General features: G+C 73.9%; 18 protein-coding genes. 7 read left to right on the forward strand and 11 right to left on the reverse strand.

Annotated elements, in window-relative coordinates; translation table 11 throughout:
- The first annotated feature begins 2 nt into the window (after positions 1-2).
- From cbiB to EGX94_RS00980, 7 genes are read left to right on the forward strand one after another with little or no spacing between them, the layout of a single operon-like run.
- A complete protein-coding gene (gene cbiB / locus EGX94_RS00950) occupies positions 3-1,010 on the forward strand; it encodes an adenosylcobinamide-phosphate synthase CbiB (RefSeq protein ID WP_051245487.1) in 1,008 nt (335 codons plus the stop codon).
- Entirely contained in the window at positions 1,007-2,458 is a 1,452-nt protein-coding gene (locus EGX94_RS00955) for a cobyric acid synthase (RefSeq protein ID WP_028706607.1), read from the forward strand. The genes cbiB and EGX94_RS00955 overlap by 4 nt, the downstream gene beginning before the upstream one ends.
- On the forward strand, positions 2,455-3,090 hold the full coding sequence (cobO, locus tag EGX94_RS00960) for a cob(I)yrinic acid a,c-diamide adenosyltransferase (RefSeq protein ID WP_021796928.1): 636 nt from the start codon (positions 2,455-2,457) through the stop codon (positions 3,088-3,090). The genes EGX94_RS00955 and cobO overlap by 4 nt, the downstream gene beginning before the upstream one ends.
- Entirely contained in the window at positions 3,084-5,648 is a 2,565-nt protein-coding gene (locus tag EGX94_RS00965) for a cobyrinate a,c-diamide synthase (protein ID WP_123825783.1), read from the forward strand. The genes cobO and EGX94_RS00965 overlap by 7 nt, the downstream gene beginning before the upstream one ends.
- A complete protein-coding gene (cobT, locus tag EGX94_RS00970; RefSeq protein WP_021796914.1) occupies positions 5,638-6,708 on the forward strand; it encodes a nicotinate-nucleotide--dimethylbenzimidazole phosphoribosyltransferase in 1,071 nt (356 codons plus the stop codon). Before EGX94_RS00965 ends, cobT begins: the two co-directional genes overlap by 11 nt.
- The gene (locus EGX94_RS00975) at positions 6,705-7,379 is read left to right on the forward strand and encodes a bifunctional adenosylcobinamide kinase/adenosylcobinamide-phosphate guanylyltransferase (RefSeq protein WP_021796915.1); all 675 of its coding nucleotides are present in this window, start codon (positions 6,705-6,707) and stop codon (positions 7,377-7,379) included. The genes cobT and EGX94_RS00975 overlap by 4 nt, the downstream gene beginning before the upstream one ends.
- Positions 7,379-8,152 carry an adenosylcobinamide-GDP ribazoletransferase gene (locus EGX94_RS00980; protein ID WP_021796916.1) on the forward strand — a complete coding sequence of 258 codons (774 nt, stop codon included), beginning with the start codon at positions 7,379-7,381 and terminating at the stop codon, positions 8,150-8,152. The genes EGX94_RS00975 and EGX94_RS00980 overlap by 1 nt, the downstream gene beginning before the upstream one ends.
- Here the strand turns inward: EGX94_RS00980 and EGX94_RS00985 are convergent.
- The 11 genes from EGX94_RS00985 to thrS form a co-directional block, all read right to left on the reverse strand.
- Positions 8,122-9,633 carry a YihY/virulence factor BrkB family protein gene (locus tag EGX94_RS00985; RefSeq protein ID WP_123825785.1) on the reverse strand — a complete coding sequence of 504 codons (1,512 nt, stop codon included), beginning with the start codon at positions 9,631-9,633 and terminating at the stop codon, positions 8,122-8,124. The genes EGX94_RS00980 and EGX94_RS00985 overlap by 31 nt on opposite strands.
- Before the next feature lie 140 nt (positions 9,634-9,773).
- Positions 9,774-10,331 (reverse strand): MerR family transcriptional regulator, encoded by a 558-nt coding sequence (locus tag EGX94_RS00990; protein ID WP_021797148.1) that lies wholly within the window; start codon positions 10,329-10,331, stop codon positions 9,774-9,776.
- A 227-nt stretch (positions 10,332-10,558) separates the two neighbouring features.
- Positions 10,559-11,035 (reverse strand): bifunctional nuclease domain-containing protein, encoded by a 477-nt coding sequence (locus EGX94_RS00995; protein ID WP_021797145.1) that lies wholly within the window; start codon positions 11,033-11,035, stop codon positions 10,559-10,561.
- Positions 11,036-11,038: 3 nt separating this feature from the next.
- Positions 11,039-11,740, reverse strand: coding sequence for a transcriptional regulator FtsR (gene ftsR / locus EGX94_RS01000; protein ID WP_123825787.1), 702 nt, complete (start codon positions 11,738-11,740; stop codon positions 11,039-11,041).
- Complete coding sequence (locus EGX94_RS01005) at positions 11,740-12,231, reverse strand: FHA domain-containing protein (protein WP_021798873.1); 492 nt, start codon at positions 12,229-12,231, stop codon at positions 11,740-11,742. The genes ftsR and EGX94_RS01005 overlap by 1 nt, the downstream gene beginning before the upstream one ends.
- Before the next feature lie 42 nt (positions 12,232-12,273).
- On the reverse strand, positions 12,274-12,681 hold the full coding sequence (locus EGX94_RS01010; protein WP_021798879.1) for a glycine cleavage system protein H: 408 nt from the start codon (positions 12,679-12,681) through the stop codon (positions 12,274-12,276).
- Between the two features lie 235 nt (positions 12,682-12,916).
- Positions 12,917-14,080, reverse strand: a complete 1,164-nt coding sequence (locus tag EGX94_RS01015; protein WP_021798875.1) for a glycosyltransferase family 4 protein — start codon at positions 14,078-14,080, stop codon at positions 12,917-12,919.
- On the reverse strand, positions 14,077-14,964 hold the full coding sequence (locus EGX94_RS01020) for an LpxL/LpxP family acyltransferase (protein ID WP_021798876.1): 888 nt from the start codon (positions 14,962-14,964) through the stop codon (positions 14,077-14,079). Before EGX94_RS01020 ends, EGX94_RS01015 begins: the two co-directional genes overlap by 4 nt.
- On the reverse strand, positions 14,961-15,593 hold the full coding sequence (gene pgsA, locus EGX94_RS01025; protein ID WP_021798869.1) for a phosphatidylinositol phosphate synthase: 633 nt from the start codon (positions 15,591-15,593) through the stop codon (positions 14,961-14,963). Before pgsA ends, EGX94_RS01020 begins: the two co-directional genes overlap by 4 nt.
- On the reverse strand, positions 15,586-16,197 hold the full coding sequence (locus tag EGX94_RS01030) for an HIT family protein (RefSeq protein ID WP_021798871.1): 612 nt from the start codon (positions 16,195-16,197) through the stop codon (positions 15,586-15,588). The genes pgsA and EGX94_RS01030 overlap by 8 nt, the downstream gene beginning before the upstream one ends.
- Positions 16,190-18,241, reverse strand: coding sequence for a threonine--tRNA ligase (gene thrS / locus EGX94_RS01035; RefSeq protein ID WP_021798870.1), 2,052 nt, complete (start codon positions 18,239-18,241; stop codon positions 16,190-16,192). Before thrS ends, EGX94_RS01030 begins: the two co-directional genes overlap by 8 nt.
- Positions 18,242-18,258: the final 17 nt, after the last annotated feature.

Below are 18,258 nucleotides of genomic sequence, written 5' to 3' on the forward strand. Positions count from 1 at the left end.
GGATGCGTCGAGAACTCCCCCCGCCGCTCGGCGGTCCGGGCCGGGGGCTGGGGCTGGTCGCCGGCGTCGTCGCCGACCGTCTCGTCCCCGACCCGCCGGACGCCCGCCACCCGGTGGCCTGGTTCGGGCGCTGGGCCGGCTGGCTGGAGCGCCGCATGTGGGCCGACTCCCGGGCCCGCGGCGCCGCCTACTGCCTCGTCTCCTGCGCGCCCGCCGCGGCGGCCGGCCTCGCCCTGGAGGCGCTCGGTCGCCGCGGCGTCCTCGCGCGCGCCGCCGTCACCGGCCTCGCGACGTGGACGGTCGTCGGCGCGGACTCCCTGGCCCGCGAGGGCCGGACGATGGCAGAGCGGCTCGAGGACGACGACCTGGTGGGGGCCCGTGCGCAGCTCCCGCACCTGTGCGGGCGCCTCGCGAGCGCGCTGGACGGGCCCGAGCTGGCCCGCGCCGCCGTCGAGTCGATGGCCGAGAACACCGCGGACTCCGCCGTCGCCTCGCTGTTCTGGGGGGCCGTCGGCGGCGTCCCCGCGATGTTCGTCCACCGCGCCGTCAACACGCTGGACGCCATGGTCGGTCACCGCGACGAGCGCCACGCCCGCTTCGGCACCGCCTCGGCCCGCCTCGACGACGCCCTCGACCTGGTCCCCGCCCGTCTCACCGGGGCCCTGGCCTGTCTGCTCGCCCCTGCCGTCGGCGGCGACCCCCGCCGGGCGGGACGCGTCATGGTCCGGGACGCCTCCGACCACCCCAGCCCGAACGGCGGCTGGTGCGAGGCGGCCTGGGCCGGCGCGCTCGGCGTCCGGCTCGGCGGACGCAACGTCTACCCCGGCGGGCGCGTCGAGCACCGCGGCCTGCTCGGCGACGGGCCCCGTCCCGACGGTGCGGCCGTGCGCGCCGCCGCCCGGCTCGTCCACCTGGTCAGCGGCACCGCCGGCGCGCTGGCCGGCCTCGGTGCCGTCGCCTCCGGCCGGACCCGGCGTCGGCGCGCACGTCATCGGAAAGGACAGCCATGAGTGGTCTCCTCATGACCGGGACGAGCTCGGATGCGGGCAAGTCCGCCCTCGTCACGGGCCTGTGCCGGGTGGCCGCCCGGCGCGGCATCGACGTCGTGCCCTTCAAGTCGCAGAACATGTCGAACAACTCGATGGTCTGCCCCGACGGCGCCGAGATCGGCCGCGCCCAGTACCTGCAGGCGACCGCCGCGGGCGTCGTCCCCGAGGCACGGATGAATCCGGTGCTCCTCAAGCCCGGCACCGACCGGCGCAGTTTCATCGTGCTCATGGGCTCGCCCGCCGGCGAGCTCGACGCCGGCGAGTACGCGACCGGGCGCCGCCGCCTGGCCGAGGCCGCCTTCGACGCCTACGCCGACCTGGCCGCCCGCCACGAACTCGTCCTCTGCGAGGGCGCCGGCAGCCCGGCCGAGATCAACCTGCGCTCCGGGGACTACGTCAACATGGGGTTGGCGAGGCGCTTCACCCTGCCCACCGTCATCATCGGGGACATCGACCGCGGCGGCGTCCTGGCCTGCCTGTACGGCACCTGGGCCCTGCTCGAGGAGGCCGACCGGGCCCTGCTGCGCGGCTACGTCATCAACAAGTTCCGCGGCGACGCCTCGATCCTGGACCCCGGCCTCGACGAGATCGACCGGCGCACCGGCATGAGGGACTACGGCGTGCTGCCCTGGCTGCCCGACGTGTGGATCGACGGCGAGGACTCCCTCCGGGTCGACCGCTGGGCCCGCGACGAGGACCCCGGGCGGAGCGCCCTCCACGTGGCGGTCGTCCGCCTGCCCCGCATCTCCAACGCCACCGACGTCGAGGCCCTGGCCGCCGAGCCCGGCGTCGACGTGCAGGTGACCGACGACCCGCGGGTGGCCGAACGGGCCGATCTGCTCGTCCTGCCGGGCTCCCGCGCCGCCGTCGACGACCTCGCCTGGCTGGCCGGGCGCGGCCTCGGGGAGGTCGTCGTCCGCCGCCACGCGCAGGGCCGACCGGTGCTGGGCATCTGCGGCGGCTACGAGATGCTCGCCGAGCAGCTGGACGACGGGGTCGAGTCCCGCTCCGGCCTCGTCCCGGGCCTGGGCCTGCTGCCGGTGCGGGTGCTCTTCGACGACGACAAGACCGTCCGGGTGGCCACCCACGACCATCGGGGGACGGCCGTCACCGGCTACGAGATCCACCACGGCCGGTGCCGGATCGACGGCGGCGAGCCCTTCCTCGACGGCGTGCGCAGCGCCAACACGTGGGGCACGATGCTGCACGGCTGCCTCGAGAACGACGACTTCCGCCGGGCCCTCCTGTCCGAGGTGGCGGCCCTCACCGGCTCCGGCTGGAGCCCCGACGAGCGGGCCGACGGCTACGCGCAGCGCCGCGAGCGGATGATCGAGACGCTCGCCGACGCGATGACCGAGCACCTCGACGTCGACGCCCTGCTCGCGCTGGCGAAGGAGAGCGCCCGATGACCGGCACCGGTGGCCCGACGACCGGCGACGCGACGGCCGGGACCGGCGCCGCAGCCCGGCCGAGCACCGCGCAGCTGCGCCGCAGGGCCCGCCTCATCGTCAACACCGGCGACGGCAAGGGCAAGTCCACGGCGGCCTTCGGCATGGGCCTGCGGGGCTGGGCGCGCGGCTGGTCGATCGGGGTCTTCCAGTTCATCAAGTCCGGCAGGTGGCCCACCGGAGAACGGCTCGCCTACGAGCGGCTCGGCGCCCTCCACGACGCCGAGGGCGTCGGCGGGCCCGTCACATGGGAGTGCTTCGGGCGCGGCCGCAGCTGGCTGCGGGGCGCCGACCCGGCCGACAACGCCGCCATGGCGCGCGCCGGCTGGGAGCACGTGCGCGCCCTCCTCGGGGCGCAGGCCCACGACCTGTACATCCTCGACGAGTTCGCCCACGTACTGGACAAGGGCTGGGTCGACCCGGACAAGGCCGCGCGCCTCCTCGCCGGGCGCCCGGGCGTCCAGCACGTCGTCATCACCGGACGCCGCTGCCCCCGGCAGATCATCGACGCGGCCGACCTGGTCACCTCGATGGACAAGCTCAAGCACCCCTACGACAAGGGTGAACGAGGCCAGGCGGGCATCGAATGGTGAACCGGCCCGAAACCCTCGCGATCCCCCGCGTCGTCATCGGCGCGCCCGCCTCGAGCACCGGCAAGACGACCGTGGCGATCGGCCTCATGGCCGCGCTGGCCGCACGCGGGACGGCGGTGACCGGCTTCAAGGTGGGCCCGGACTACATCGACCCCGGCTACCACGCACTGGCCTGCGGGCGCCCCGGCCGCAACCTCGACCCCTGGCTGTGCGGCACCGAGCGGATCGTCCCACTGTTCGAGCACGGCGCGCTGACCCCGGCCCCGGCCGACGCGGCGGTCGTCGAGGGGGTCATGGGCATGTTCGACGGCAGGCTCGGCCCCTGGCCGGACGGCACCGACGACCCGGTGGGCTTCGGCTCCACCGCCCACGTGGCGCGCGAGCTCGGCGCCCCGGTGGTCCTCGTCGTCGACACCTCGCACGCCTCGCGCACGAGCGCCGCGGTCTGCGCCGGCATGGCCGCCTTCGACGAGCGCGTCACGGTGGGCGGGGTCATCCTCAACCGGGTGATGAGCCCGCGCGTCGCCGACGAGATCGAGGCCGGCTGCGCCCGCTTCGGGCTGCCCGTCCTCGGACGCATCCCCGCCCGGGACCGGGTCCGGGTCGGCTCTCGCCATCTGGGCCTGGTCACCGCCGACGAGCAGGGCGAACGGGCCGGGGCCCTCGTCGAGCGGGCCGGCGGGCTCGTCGCCGAGCACGTCGACCTGGACGCCGTGCTGGGGCTGGCGTCGACCGCCCCCGCACTGCCGTACGCGCCGTGGGACCCGGCCGAGCAGCTCGCCCGGGTCGGCGCCGGCGCGGTCATCGCCATGGCCGCCGGCCGGGCCTTCACCTTCCGCTACGCCGAGACCGCCGAGCTGCTCGAGGCGGCGGGCTGCACGGTGGTCCCCTTCGACCCGCTGCACGACGAGCAGCTGCCGCCGGGCACGGCCGGCATCTACCTGGGGGGAGGCTTTCCCGAGATCCACGCCACGGCGCTGGCCGCCAACGGCCCCCTGCGAGCCCGGATCGCGGCGGCGGTCGACCGGGGCATGCCCGTCGTCGCCGAGTGCGCCGGCCTGCTGTACCTGTGCCGCAGCCTCGACGGCCTGGCGATGACCGGGGCCCTCGACCTCGACGCGGCGATGACCCCGCGCCTGACGATGGGCTACCACGAGGCGACGGCCGCGGCCGACAGCTTCCTGCTGCGCGCCGGCGAGACCGTCCGCGCCCACGAGTTCCACCGCACCGACGTCGAGCCCGGCGGGAGCGCCGGCCCTCTGACACCGGCCTGGACCGTCGGCGGGCAGCGCCGCGAGGGCGTCGTCGCCGCCCCGGCGGGCGGGGAGGCCAGTGTCCACGCCAGTTACCAGCACCTGCACTGGGCGGGCTGTCCCCGGCTCGCCGAGCGCTTCGCCGCGGCCGCCGCGGCGTTCTCCGGCCGTCCCGTCGGGCGGGCCGTCGGCGCCCGGCGCGGCACGCTGCCCGGCGTGACCGACCTGGGCCACCACGGCGACCGGGACCACGTGCCGGGCGCGACCGACCTGGCCGTCAACGTCCACGCCCCGGCCCCGCCGGACTGGCTCGTGCGCGAGCTCACCGCCCGCACCGACGGCTGGGCCCGCTACCCGGATGCCGGGCCGGCCCGCCTGGCCCTCGCCGCCCGGCATGCCGTGGCGCCGGAGCAGGTGCTCGTCACGGCCGGCGGCTCGCAGGCCTTCTCCCTCATCGCGGCCGCCTTCGCACCGCGCTGGGCGGCCGTCGTGCACCCCCAGTTCACCGAGCCCGAGGTGGCGCTGCGCGCCCGGGGCCACCCGGTCGGGCGCGTCGTCCTGCGCGCAGGCGAGGGATTCACCCTCGACCCGGAGCGCGTCCACCCGCGCAGCGACCTCGTCGTCGTCGGCAACCCGACGAACCCGACCAGCGTCCTGCACCCGGCCGAGGCGCTGCGCTCCCTGCGCCGGCCCGGACGCATCCTCGTCGTCGACGAGGCCTTCATGGACGCCGTGCCCGGCGAACCGGCCTCTCTCATCGGCCCCGACATGGACGGCGTGCTCGTCGTGCGCTCGCTGACGAAGACCTGGTCGATCCCCGGCGTGCGGATCGGCTACGTCGTCGGCGACCCCGTGCTGATCGCCGCCCTGGCCGCCCACCAGCACGCCTGGCCCGTCTCGGCGCCCGCCCTCGACGCGGCGCTGGCCACGAGCGGGCCGCGGGCCGTCGCGCTCGCCGACGCCCAGGCCCGGGCCACGGCCGCCGACCGGCGGGTCCTCGTCGACGGGCTCGCCTCGATCGGGGTGCGCACCGTGCCGGAGCCGGCCGGGCCCTTCGTCCTGGCCGATCTGCGCGACTACGAGCCCCAGCCGCTGCGCGCGCACCTCCGGGCCGCCGGGTTCGCGGTGCGCGGCGGCGAGTCCTTCCCGGGACTGGGGCCCGGCTGGCTGCGCCTGGCCGTGCGCGGGCCCGGGACGAGCCGGGCCTTCGTCACGGCCCTCGACGAGCATCTCGCCGCCCGCCGCGGCGGGGACCACGACCACGGACACAACCACGAATCGGATGGAGCGCATCATGAGCGGTGAACTGCTGGAGGGCACGATCGGACGGATCGTCCCGGTCGACGAGGACGCCCGGGAGCGGGCCCTGGCCTGGCAGGACGACCTGACCAAGGTGCCCGGCTCGCTCGGCGACCTCGAGGCCTTCGGAGTGCAGCTGTGCGCCATCTCCGGCCAGTGCCCGCCGCCGCTGCCCTCCCCCGGCTTCGTCGGCGTCTTCGAGGGCGACCACGGCGTGCAGGCCCATCACGTCTCGCCGTGGCCCCAGGAGATCACCTACTCGATGGGCGTGAACCTGGCCGGAGGCGGCGCCTCGGTGAGCGTCCTGGCCCGCCACGCCGGCGCCGACTACCGTCTCTACAACGTGGGCGGCCTCAAGGAGCTGCCCGAGGGCGAGCGCATCGTCAACTGTCGCGTCGCAGCGGGCACCGCCGACCTGAGCCGGGGCCCGGCGATGACGCGCGAGCAGGCCACGAGCGCCCTCGAGATCGGCGTCCGGGCGGCCCTGGACGCCGTCGACGGCGGGGCGCGGGCGCTCGCCCCCGGCGAGCTGGGCATCGGCAACACCACCCCGGCGGCGGCCCTCATCGCCGCCTACACCGGCGGCTCGCCCGAGACCGTCACCGGCCGCGGCGCCGGCGCGAACGACGAGATGCTTGCCCGCAAGACGCGGGCCGTCGCGCAGGGCCTGGCCGTCAACGACGTCGCCTCCCTGGACGCCCTCGGCGTGCTCGCGGCCGTCGGCGGCCTCGAGCACGCGGCGATGGCGGGCTTCGTCCTGGGCGGCGCCGCCGCGCGGGTGCCCGTCGTCCTCGACGGCGTCATCGCCGTCTCCTCCGCGCTGGCGGCCGTCGCGCTCGCCCCCGAGGCCGGGGGCTATCTGTTCGCCGGGCACCTCGGCGCCGAGCCCGGCCTGGCGGTCGCCATCGAGCGGCTCGGGCTGAGCCCGATCATCCGGCTCGGCATGCGTCTGGGCGAGGGCTCCGGCGCCGCCCTGGCCCTGCCCGTGCTCACCGCAGCGGCCCGGATCATGCGGGAGATGTCACACTTCTCGGACGGCCGGGTGAGCGCGGAGCAGGAGTCATGAGCCGCCTCGCCGTCGAGCTGCCCGACGACGACCCGCGCACGGCGGCCCTCGTCGAAGCGCTGGAGGCGTTCGGCGCCCGGGTCGTCCACGAGCCGGTCGGAGGTCGGCGCACCCTCGTCACGGGCGGGGCCCGCTCGGGGAAGTCGAGCTACGCCGAGTCGCTGCTGGCCGGCGCGCCGGCGGTCGACTACGTGGCCACGAGCGAGCGCGACGAGGGCGACCCCGAGTGGATGGCCCGCATCGCCGCCCACGTGGCCCGTCGGCCCGCCCACTGGCGCACGGTCGAGACGATGGACGTGGCCGGGGTGCTGGCCGCCGACGGCCCTCCGGTCCTCGTGGACTGTCTCGGCGTGTGGCTGACCCGCGTCCTCGACGGGACCGGTTTCTGGGCCGACCGCGACGCGGCCGGGCCCCTCGTGCGGGAGCGCGTCGACGCGCTGACCGCCGCCCTGGCCGCCAGCCGGCGCACCGTCGTGCTCGTCACCAACGAGGTCGGGGCGGGGATCGTCCCCGCCGACGCCGGCGGCCGCGGCTTCCGCGACTGGCTGGGCGTCCTCAACGCGACCGTCGCCGACGCCTGCGAGCGGGTCGTCCTGTGCGTGGCCGGGCGCGCCCTCGACCTGCCGGCCACGACGACCGCGCACGGCCTGGCGGGCGGGGGGCCTGCCTGATGTCCGGGGGCTTCGTCACCGCCTGGGCGATGTTCACCATCGTCCCCGCGCCCCGGGTGGACGACTTCAGCCGTCCCGCCTGCGCCCGGGCGATGCGGATGATCCCCCTCATCGGGCTGTGCCTGGGCGTGCTGGCCGCGGCCACGGCCGCCCTCGTCGAGTTGCTCGGCGGCGGCAGGCTGCTCGCCACGGCGGGCGCCCTGGCGGTGCTCGCGGCGGCCAACGGCTGCTTCCACCTGGACGGCTTGGCGGACACGGCCGACGGGCTGGGCTCGCGCAGACCCCCCGAGGAGGCGCTGCGCATCATGAAGCGCTCCGACATCGGTCCGATGGGCGTCGTCGCGATCATCCTCGTGCTGGTCCTGGAGATCGCGGCCGCGGCCTCGCCGCGCCTGGCGGGCCCGCGCTGCCTCTGGGCGCTCGCGACGATGCCGATGGTGGGCCGCACGGCCGCCGTCCTGGCCACCAGGCGCGGCGTCCCGTGCGCCCCGACGAGCAGTCTCGGCCGGCTCTTCGCCGATCTCATGACGCCCGTCGCGGTGGTCCTGGACCTGGCCGGCGTGCTCGTCGTCTCGGCCGCCGGGGGCTGGCTGCTGTTCGGCGCCCGGACCGGGCTCGCGGCCGTCGCCGCCTGCGCGTTCGCATGGCTCGTCGAGGCGCTGTGGCAGCGCCATCTGCTGACCCGTCTGGGCGGGATGACCGGCGACACCTTCGGCTCGCTCATCGAGCTGACGGGGCTGGGTTATCTGCTCGTCCTCGCGCTCGCCGTCTGAGCGTCCCGGGGCCCGTCGGCCCCGCGCCCCGGCGCGGCACGATCGACCTCGCGCCCCTGCGCGGCGCGGTCCGCGCCGCTGCTCGCTCCCCCGCCCCGGTGACGCGCCAGGAGCCGGTCGGCGAGCCGGGACAGGAGCGTCCCGGCGCCCAGGCCGGCCGCCAACCCGCTCAGCCAGTGGCGGCCGGGGACCCGCCGGCGCCGGGCCGGCTCGGGCACGGTCCAGGGAGGCTCGACCGGGCCCCGCCGGCCGCTCCGGCGCCGCACCGCGCCGCGCCGCGTCTGGCGGATGACGAGCGGGGTGCGGCGGGTCGACGCGTCGGCGGGCGGACCGCCCAGCCCCGACATGAGGCTGCCCATGACGGTGTCGAGCGCCTGGGCGGTGGTGCGGCGGGCGGCGACGTCCGGATCGGCGCCCTCCTCGGCCATGCGGCGGGCGTGGTCCTCGTCGGCGGCGTCCCAGTGGCCGGGCACGGTGACGGCGTCGTCGCGGTGGCGCAGCGGCTGGTCGAAGTCGCTCCAGCGCCGGGCGACCGCCGGCTGGTTGGCCGTCGCGATCCAGCACGCGACGTAGAGGATCAGCCGGGCGAAGAGGTTGAGGAACAGCAGCGCCACGACGAAGGAGGCGCCCCACAGGGCCGCGCTGCGATTCCGGGCGAACATCCTCGCGAGGGTGCCGGCGCCGGCCTGGAGGATCCAGAACATGACGGCGGCCATGAGGGAGCCTCGGCGCACCGAACGGCGCGGGGCCTTGTTGTCGGCGGGCAGGACGGTGAAGAAGGCGTAGAAGAGCAGCCAGCCGGAGGCCAGCGAGACCGATGCCGACACGAGCCGGACGAGCCAGTTCGACAGACCGAGGGCGTCGAACGGCAGCAGTCTCACGAGATCCTCGCCCCAGGTGATGAAGACGGTGTTCGCCGCGAAGGCCAGCAGGATGAGCACGATGAAGCCGATCAGCTGGCCCATGTTGATGAGCACCTCGACGAAGAAGAAGTGCTTGTTCTCGTCCATGTCGAACTCGGGCCGCCACATGGCGCGGATGGCGCTCTTGATGTTGCCCACCCAGCCGCCGCCGGCCCACAGGGCCACGACGAGGGCGACGAGACCGACGGCCTGCCAGTTGTAGAGGTACTGGTCGACGTAGGTGAGGATCGTGTCGCGCAGCGGGCCCGCGTAGACGTTGCGGGTGATGACGGACTTCACTTGGGCGAGCCAGGCGGGGCGGATGCGCGTGAGGACGAAGCCCAGGGCGCTGAACGCGAACATGAGCACCGGCACGACGGCCAGGACGCTGAAGTAGGTGATGCCGCCGGCGAACTGGTTGCCGAGGCGGTTGTTGAAGCGGTCGTTGGTGCGCCACAGATGGGCGGCGACGGGATTGCGCGAGGCCCAGGACAGGACGCGGTTGATGCGGCCGATCGCCCCGCGGGGCTCGTTCCTCGCGGGGGCCGACGCGGGCGGCTCGTGGTAGAGCCTGCTCATCGCCCACCACCGGTGCGCGGGCCCGCTGCGGGCCCGGCAACGGGCCGCGGGCGCGCCCCCTCGGCTGCAGCAGGAACCATGGGCACGAGTCTAACGACGCACGAGTCTGACGACGGGGCGTCCGGGGCCGGCGCGGGTCCTCAGGTGGCGGCGCGGCGCCGGCGGCGGGCGAGCTCGTCGTCACCGCTGGTCAGGTCGGTGCGCTCGGTGGGCAGCTCGGTGAGCGAGCCCTCGAGGTCGCGCACGACGCCGTCGAGGGTGATGGCGAACATGCCCTGGCCGCCGCGCAGCAGATCGAGCACCTCGTGCTCGCTGGTGCACTCGTAGACGGAGACGCCGTCGCTCATGAGCGTGATGCCGGTGAGGTTCTCGTCGCCGCGGGAGCGCAGGTGGTCGATGGCCCGGCGGATCTGCTGGAGCGAGATGCCCGCGTCGAGGAGGTTCTTGACCACGCGCAGCATGAGGATGTCGCGGAACGAGTAGAGGCGCTGGGTGCCCGAGCCGCCGGCGGACCGGATCCCGGGGGTCACGAGCCCGGTACGGGCCCAGTAGTCGAGCTGACGGTAGGTGATGCCCGCCGCGGAGCAGGCGACCGGGCCGCGGAAGCCCGCGTCCTCGGGAACCGCCGAGAAGTCGCCCTCGAAGAGCGCGTCCTGGGCGGCGGTGAGCGCTGCGGCCTCGGGGGCGGGGTGGGTCACGGTGCCTCTTTCGTCGAACGAGCGGCCTCGCGCGTGCGGCTGCATCGTGAACACGTTCCCAAGCCAGTCGAGGCCAGCCCGAGCAGCCTCGCGCGTGCGGCTGCACCACTGACGGTAAGCGCCCGGCCCGCACCCGTGCAATCTTCCCGATCCCGGCGTGTCGGTTCCGGCCGGACCGGCCCGACGCGGCCCAGGAGTCGCCGCAACCCGCCAACTCATCGCGCTGACTAGGGATTCTCCTCGCCGAAGTCGTCGGCCTCGACCTCGTCGAGGAAGCTCCTGAACTCCTCGACGACGTCGTTCTCGTCCTCGAAAGCCTCAACGGCCAGTTGAGCCATGAGCTCGTCGGGGCACTCGAGCGGGAAGCCCATCGTGTGCGACAGGACGGCGATGTCCGAGAGCCTGCCGGGCACCGGTTCCCCGTCGATGACGAGCTCGGCGCTGAAGACCCCGTCGGACCAGCCGGTGATGCGGCCGCTCAGCTCGTGCTCGCCGGTCGCGGCGAGCGCCCTGGCGAAGAGCTCGTAGGCGCGCAGGCTCGGGTCGTCCTGGCTGTCGGGGTCGGCCGCTGAGAACAGCGCCGCAGCGACCTGGGCGTCCACCCAGACCAGCAGGAAGCGTGTGGTCCAGGCCTGACCGAGCATGAGCACGGGCTGGTCGCTGGACTCCAGCATCTGCACCCCGACGATCGACACGGTGGCCATGACTCAGTGCTCCAGGATCGTCTGGACGAGGGCGGCGTGGGCGTGGACGATGAGGTTGGCGAGCTCGGCGACCACCTGATTGCCGTTGCCGCCGCGGCGCAGCGGCTGGGCGCCCTGCTCGATGAGACCGGCCTCATGCTCGGCGGACTGCCTGATGGCGCGCATGTGGCGGGTGTCCATCCCGTAGTCCTGGAGGCGGCGGGCCACCACGCAGATCATGAGGGCGTCGCGCCCGTAGTACATGGAGTTACGCCGCGGCAGCACCATCTGCTGACGCTCCAGCTCGATGAGGGTGGCCTCGGGAAGCCCCGACTCGCGGATGAGCTCGCGGCGGGTCAGGCGCACCGTCCGGGGACTGCGCGGGGCGGGCCCGGAGGGCGGGTCGGGGGGGTCGACCGGGGCGTGGGTGGCGGCCGGGGGCGGCGGCGGGGCGTCGGCGGCGGGGGGCTGCTGGCCGGCGTCCATCATCTCCAGGTGCTCGCGGATGACCTTGAGCGGAAGGTACTGGTCGCGCTGGACGCGCAGGATGTAGCGCAGCCGGTCGACGTCGGCGGGCGAGTACTTGCGGTATCCGGAGGGTGCGCGCTCGGGCAGGACGAGGCCCTCCGTCTCGAGGAAGCGGATCTTCGAGATCGTGATGTCGGGGAACTCGGTCTTGAGGGTCTCGACCACGCGGCCGATACCGACGAGCTGAGCCGGGGGCATCAGCGAAGTCCGAGCTCACTCACGAAGAAGACCATGCGGAACTTCCCGATCTGCACCTCCTCGCCGGGCCGCAGCAGGGCCGAGCCGTCGACGAGGGTGCGGTTGACGTAGGTGCCGTTGAGGCTGCCCAGGTCCGTGATCGTCACGCCCTCCTCGCCCATGGTGAACTTCGCATGGTGGCGCGAGACCGTGATGTCGTCGAGGAAGATGTCGCAGTCGGGGCTGCGCCCGGCCAGCGTCACGGGCTGGTCGAGCAGATAGCGGGCACCGACGTCCGGGCCGCGGGTGACGACGAGCAGCGCGTGCCCGGCGGGCAGGGCGTGCACCGCGGCGGAGTCCTCGGCGCTGATCTCGGCGTGGGGCGCGGAGTCCTCGTCGATGGCGGGGATGACCGACGTGGTGTCGGACGCGGTGGACAGCCGCTCCCCGCACTGGGCGCAGAAATTGCTGCCATCGGCATTCTCGTGGCCGCATTTGGCGCAGATCATCATGATGTGACTCCCCCGTCGGGACACTGTGGCTAGGCCCTGTCCCTATCGTAGCGGGCCGGTTGCGACTGATTGAGACCCCGTGGGGCCGGCGTGGTCGGGCGGTCCGTCGGACCCCTGGGCCTCATCGGACTCGACCTCGAACAGCCAGCCCTCGTCGTACGGCGAGGAGCAGATGGTCTCCGGCGCCGCCGCGGCGGCCTCGTTGACCGCGCTCACCACGCCGGTGAGCGGCGAGTGGACCTCGAGCGCCGTGCTCGTCGACTCCGGCTCGCCGCAGGCGTCCCCGGCGACGACCTCGCTGCCGACGGTGGGCAGCTCGACGCGGACGACGTCGCCTAGGTCGGCGGCTGCGGCGGCCGTGATGCCGATGCGGGCGGTGGCGCCGCCCTCACCGGAGCGCACCCATTCGTGCTCGCCGCCGCGCCGGAGTCCGGCCGGGAACTGCGCCATGTCCTCACCCCTCGGGGAACGCGAAGGCCTCCGCCTCCTGGCACGGCACCGGGGCACGGAGCGGGCCGGGCAGCACCCGGCCTGATGTCAAGTCAATCATCCGCCGCGGGACCGGTCCACCCGGGCGCGCGGGGCCGTCGCGGGCCCGGCTGTCGCGGCGGATGCCATCGGGTCCACCCGGGCGCGCGGGGCCGTCGCAGTGCACACGAAGCGCACAGGAAGGCAGGCCCGGTGCTCACGCCTCGACGGAGCGATGCTGGCGCAGCCGGCTCCGGCGCCCGCTCAGGCGCATGCGCGCCGAGTTGCGCCGCGCGGTGCGGTACATCTGGACGACCTGGGGCCCGATCTGCGACCAGTCGAAGCGGGCAGCCTGGGCCCGGCCGCGCTCCAGGCGCAGGTCGCGCGGCTCGGACAGGCTGCGGGTGATCGCCCGCGAGGCGCTTGCCGAGTTGCCGTTGCGGAAGACGTGCCCGATGAGGCCCTCGTCGTCGGTGAGGACGTCGACGAAGGCCGGCAGGTCGGAGGCGACGACGGGGGCGCCGCAGGCCATCGCCTCGAGCAGCACGATGCCGAAGCTCTCGCGGCCGGTCTGCGGGGCGATGTAGACGTCGGAGCGTCCCAGCCAGTAGTTGCGGGCCTCGTCGTCGAGCCCGCCGAGGAAGCGCACGCCCTGCTCCGAACGCGCCGAGCCGGAACCGATGACGACGACGTCCAGGTCGGGGAACTGGGAGCGCACCAGCGGGAGCGCGGGCGTGAGCACCTCGAAGCCCTTGCGGGGCTCGTCGTAGCGGCCCAGGAAGGTCAGACGCGGCACCTCGCCCCCGCGCCAGCGGCCCCGGACGCGCTCGAGCGGGTAGTCGTCCACGTGGATGCCGTTGCCGATGATCACCGGGTTGACGCCGGAGTGCTCGTGGGCGACCCGAGCGGCCGCCTCGGAGACGGCGATCGAGGAGTCGATGCGGCTCACGACGCTCGGCAGCGCCGAGTTGAGCACCTTGATGGCCCGCATCGTCGGCATCGACGTGTGGAAGGTGGCGGTGACCGGACGATCGGTCAGGTAGAGCGCCACGAGGCCGATGTTCGGGCCGATGGGCTCGTGCAGGTGCACGACATCGAAGCGGCCGGTGTCGAGCCATCCCTTGACCTTGGCGGCGGGGCCGGGCCCGAAGTTGATGCGGGCCACCGAGCCGTTGAAGTTGATGGGCACGGCGTGGCCGGCACTGGTGAACTCCTCCGGCCGCAGACCCGTCTCGGCGAGTAGCGCGGGGCTCGCCTGGCCGGGGGCCAGGATCGAGACGTCGTGGCCGTGCTGCTTGAGCCAGCCGCCCAGCCCCAGGACGTGGTTCTGCACACCGCCGGGGTGCGTGAAGGAGTAGGGGCAGACGATTCCCACCCTCATGCCACGACCCCCTTGAAGAACCTCTGCATCATGTGCCAGTTCACGGTGCGCTCGCTGATCTGCGCGCAGAAGAAATCGGCTAATTCTTGCACGCCGGCCTCCAGCCCGTCAGCCCCTCGGGCGACGTCCATCGGCCCGCGGACGAGCACGTGGAGCCGCCCGGCGCGCCCGAACCAGGTCACCGCGCCGAACAGCGGGCGGCCGGTCTGCTGGGCGAGCAGCCCGGGCCCGGGGGGCATCGTGATGCGGGCGTCGCCGGCGGGCAGGTGCCAGGTGACCGGCACTCCCCGGCGGCTGAAGTCGCGGTCCGCGACGAGGCAGACGACGCGGCCCTCGTCGAGGTCGTCGCGCAGGCGTGTGAAGACGGCCCGGTCCCGCACGTCGTAGATGCGGAACCCGAGCCGGGCGCGCAGATCGCGGAAGTACTCGAACTGGCCGTCCGGCAGGCCCTCCGCCACAGAGGTGACCGGCAGTCCCTCCAGGCAGGCGTAGGCGCCGACGAGGTCCCAGCTGCCCATGTGCGGCAGGGCGGCGACGACGCCGCCCTCGGCGTGGGCCGCCTCAAGGCGCGCCCACGCGTCGGAGTCCTCCATGACGATCCGACGGCGGATGCGGGCCTCGCTCCAGCCTGCGAGCTGGAGCGAGATCATCGTGTTCTCCATCCAGCCGATGAAGGCCCGGTAGGTGGTGGTCCAGCCGGCGGGCCGGCCCTGGACGCGCTCGTAGTTGAGCCGCCACTGGCGCACCGGCGTGAAGCCCCCGGGCGCCGTCGCGAGGACGACCGTGCCGAGGACGCTCACGGGGCGCCAGAGCCACCAGGGCAGGTGGGCCCCGAGTCTGAGGAGTGCGAGCGCGCCCGGGCGGTGGTGACGACGAGGGCTCACGCCTGCGACTCCCCGGCGGCCCGCCCCCTGGCCACGGTGGTGGCGTGGCGCACGAGTGTCATGCGCTGGGCGACGGTGATGACGCCGGCGACGGTCAGGACGACGAGGCAGACCGGAAGGCCCCAGTCGAGGCCGAGGCCGGTGAGCATGGCGCCGAGCAGGCTCACGAGCAGCCGGTCGGCGCGTCCGGCCAGGCCGCCGTTGACCTCGTAGCCGAGGGACTCGCCGCGGGCCTTCGTGTAGCTGGTGACCTGGCCGAGCACGAGGGTGACGATGGCCAGGCCAGCCCACCAGGCGTTGTTCCCGGCGTCCACGTAGTAGAGGGCCAGACCGCCCATGACGGCGCCGTCGGCGATGCGGTCGAGGGTGCTGTCGAGGAAGGCGCCCCAATCGGAACTGCGGCCGCTGGTGCGGGCCATGATGCCGTCCAGCGAGTCCGAGAAGATGAACACGAGCAGCAGGAGGACGCCCTGCCACAGCCAGCCGTGGGGGAAGCAGATGAGCGAGACCGCCACGACGCCGATGGTGCCGGCCCAGGTGACCATGTCCGGCGTGACGTGGGCCGAGAGAAGGGCGCGCGCGATCGGCGCCATGACCTTCGTCCAGCGGGAGCGAAGATGCTCAAGCATTCGTGACCTCCTGGTGCGGGCCGTAGAGCTCGATCCACGCGTCGGCGAGGAGCCTGCGCGTGTCGGACAGGAGCTGGGGGACGGCCTTGGTTCGTCCGATGATGGGCAGGAAGTTCGCGTCGCCGAGCCAGCGGGGCACGACGTGCTGGTGGAGGTGGGCGGCGATGCCGGCGCCGGCGACGTCGCCCTGGTTCATCCCGATGTTGAACCCCGCGGGCGCCGAGACGCCGCCCAGCACGGCGACGGCCTGCTTGGTCAGCCGGGCGATCTCGACGGCCTCGTCCTCGGTGGTGTCCACGTAGCCCGCCACGTGCCGGTAGGGGCACACAAGCAGGTGACCCGGGTTGTACGGGTACAGGTTGAGGACGACGAAGGCCGTCGCTCCGCGGCGCACGATGAGCGAGGCCTCGTCGTCGCCGGTGCTCGGCGCCCGGCAGAACGGGCACTGGGGGCCCGCCCCGGAGTCGGCCGGCTTGCCCTGGCCGCCGATGTAGACGGCGCGGTGCGGTGTCCACAGCCGTTGGAGGGCGTCGGGCACGCCGGGCAGGTCCTCGACCCACTCGACGTCCCCGGCGGAGTCCGCACCCCCCGGACCGCTACTCACCCGTACCCGCCTGCTCGGCCGCGGTCGGGTCCTCGTTGGCGCGCGAGGCGATGTGCGAGACGATCCGCTCGACCGCCTCGTCGACGGGCACGCCGTTGAACTGGCTGCCGTCGCGGAAGCGGAAGCTCACGGCGCCGGCCGCGCGGTCGGTCTGCCCCGCGATGAGCATGAACGGCGCCTTCTGGCGGGTGGCGTTGCGGATCTTCTTCTGCATGCGGTCGTCGGAGTCGTCGATCTCGACGCGCACGCCCCGGGCCCTGAGCCGGGCGGCCACCCCGGCCAGGTAGTCGTTGAACTCGCCGGCGACCGGGATGCCGACGACCTGGACCGGGCTCAGCCAGGCTGGGAAGGCCCCGGCGTAGTGCTCGGTGAGCACGCCGATGAAGCGCTCCACCGAGCCGAGCTTGGCCGAGTGGATCATCACGGGCCGCCGGTGCGAGCCGTCGGGGGCGGTGTACTCCAGGCCGAAGCGCTCGGGCTGGTTGAAGTCGTACTGGATGGTCGACATCTGCCAGGTGCGACCGATGGCGTCCCTGACCTGGACCGAGACCTTGGGGCCGTAGAAGGCCGCGCCCCCCGGGTCGGGCACGAGCTGGAGGCCGGTGGCCCGGCAGGCCCGCTCGAGCGTCCGGGTGGCGTCGGCCCAGTCCTCGTCCGAGCCGATGAACTTGTCCTTGCGGGGGCCCTCCTCGTCGCGCGTGGACAGCTCGAGGTGGAAGTCGTCGAGGCCGAACGCCTCGAGGATCGACAGGAAGAAGGCGATCTGGTCGGTGATCTCCCGCCCCGCCTGCTCGGGCGTGCAGTAGGTGTGCGAGTCGTCCTGCGTGAAGCCGCGCATGCGGGTCAGGCCGTGGACGACGCCCGACTTCTCGTAGCGGTAGTCGTGCCCCATCTCGAACAGGCGCAGCGGCAGCTCGCGGTAGGAGCGCCCGCGGGACCGGAAGATGAGGTTGTGCATCGGGCAGTTCATGGCCTTGAGGTAGTACTCCTGGCCGGCCCGGGTGAGCGCGCCGTCGGCGTCGTGCCCCTCGTCGACGGCCATGGGCGGGAACATCGTGTCGGCGTAGTACGGCAGGTGGCCCGAGGTGCGGAACAGGCCGCCCTTGCTGATCTCGGGCGTGTGGACGATGTCGAAGCCGGCCTCGAGGTGGCGGTCGATGACGTAGGACTCGATCTCGTGGCGCAGGATGCCGCCCCTGGGGTGGAAGAGCACCAGGCCGGGACCGATCTCCTCGGGGAAGCTGAACAGGTCGAGCTCGGCTCCCAGCGTGCGGTGGTCGCGCCGGGCGGCCTCGGCCAGACGCTCCTGGTGGGCCTTGAGGTCCTCGCGGCTGGCCCAAGCGGTGCCGTAGACGCGCTGGAGGGTGTCCCTGCTCTGGTCGCCGCGCCAGTAGGCGGCGCTGGTCCTCGTGAGGGCGACCGCCTTGAGGTAGCCGGTGTTCGGCACGTGGGGGCCCCGGCACAGGTCCTTCCAGGCCACCGTCCCGTCGCGGCGGACGTTGTCGTAGACGGTCAGCTCGGCGCCACCCACCTCGACCCGGGAGCCGTCGTCGGCACCGGGTCGTCCCTTGTCGGCGATCAGTTCGAGCTTGAACGGCTCGTCGGCCTCCTCGGCCAGGGCCTGCTCCTCGGTGACGACGCGGCGGACGAAGCGCTGGCGCTGCTTGATGATCGCCTGCATCCGCTTCTCGATCGCCTTGAGGTCCTCGGGGCCCAGCGGGTCGGTCTTGAAGTCGTAGTAGAAGCCGTCGGTGATGGGCGGGCCGATGCCGAGCCGGGCCTGTGGGAAGAGCTCCTGGAGCGCCTGGGCGGTCACGTGCGCGGCGGAGTGCCGGATGATCGCCAGGCCCTCGCCGCTCGTGGCGAGGACGGGCTCGACCCGGTCGCCGTCGGCGAGCTCGGTGGCCAGGTCGACGGTGGTGCCGTTGACTCGCATGGCGACGACGGACGTGTCGTCGCCGAAGAGGTCCAGACCCGTGGTCCCCCTGTCGACCGCCCTGGACTCCTCCCCGGGATCGCTGACGATGACGACTGACACCGACACTTCTGTTCCTTTCGGCG

The sequence above is a fragment of the Propionibacterium acidifaciens genome, from assembly GCF_003798325.1.
Lineage (GTDB): Bacteria > Actinomycetota > Actinomycetes > Propionibacteriales > Propionibacteriaceae > Propionibacterium > Propionibacterium acidifaciens.

Bases quoted from the DNA above. Each gene is read 5' to 3' on its own strand.
- EGX94_RS00980 (WP_021796916.1), top strand. From the start codon at position 7,379: ATGTCCGGGGGCTTCGTCACCGCCTGGGCGATGTTCACCATCGTCCCC.
- EGX94_RS01005 (WP_021798873.1), bottom strand. From the start codon at position 12,231: ATGATGATCTGCGCCAAATGCGGCCACGAGAATGCCGATGGCAGCAAT.
- cobO (WP_021796928.1), top strand. From the start codon at position 2,455: ATGACCGGCACCGGTGGCCCGACGACCGGCGACGCGACGGCCGGGACC.
- EGX94_RS00985 (WP_123825785.1), bottom strand. From the start codon at position 9,633: ATGAGCAGGCTCTACCACGAGCCGCCCGCGTCGGCCCCCGCGAGGAAC.
- EGX94_RS00965 (WP_123825783.1), top strand. From the start codon at position 3,084: ATGGTGAACCGGCCCGAAACCCTCGCGATCCCCCGCGTCGTCATCGGC.
- pgsA (WP_021798869.1), bottom strand. From the start codon at position 15,593: ATGCTTGAGCATCTTCGCTCCCGCTGGACGAAGGTCATGGCGCCGATC.
- cobT (WP_021796914.1), top strand. From the start codon at position 5,638: ATGAGCGGTGAACTGCTGGAGGGCACGATCGGACGGATCGTCCCGGTC.
- EGX94_RS00975 (WP_021796915.1), top strand. From the start codon at position 6,705: ATGAGCCGCCTCGCCGTCGAGCTGCCCGACGACGACCCGCGCACGGCG.
- EGX94_RS00995 (WP_021797145.1), bottom strand. From the start codon at position 11,035: ATGGCCACCGTGTCGATCGTCGGGGTGCAGATGCTGGAGTCCAGCGAC.
- EGX94_RS01010 (WP_021798879.1), bottom strand. From the start codon at position 12,681: ATGGCGCAGTTCCCGGCCGGACTCCGGCGCGGCGGCGAGCACGAATGG.
- cbiB (WP_051245487.1), top strand. From the start codon at position 3: ATGCGTCGAGAACTCCCCCCGCCGCTCGGCGGTCCGGGCCGGGGGCTG.
- ftsR (WP_123825787.1), bottom strand. From the start codon at position 11,740: ATGCCCCCGGCTCAGCTCGTCGGTATCGGCCGCGTGGTCGAGACCCTC.
- EGX94_RS01015 (WP_021798875.1), bottom strand. From the start codon at position 14,080: ATGAGGGTGGGAATCGTCTGCCCCTACTCCTTCACGCACCCCGGCGGT.
- EGX94_RS00955 (WP_028706607.1), top strand. From the start codon at position 1,007: ATGAGTGGTCTCCTCATGACCGGGACGAGCTCGGATGCGGGCAAGTCC.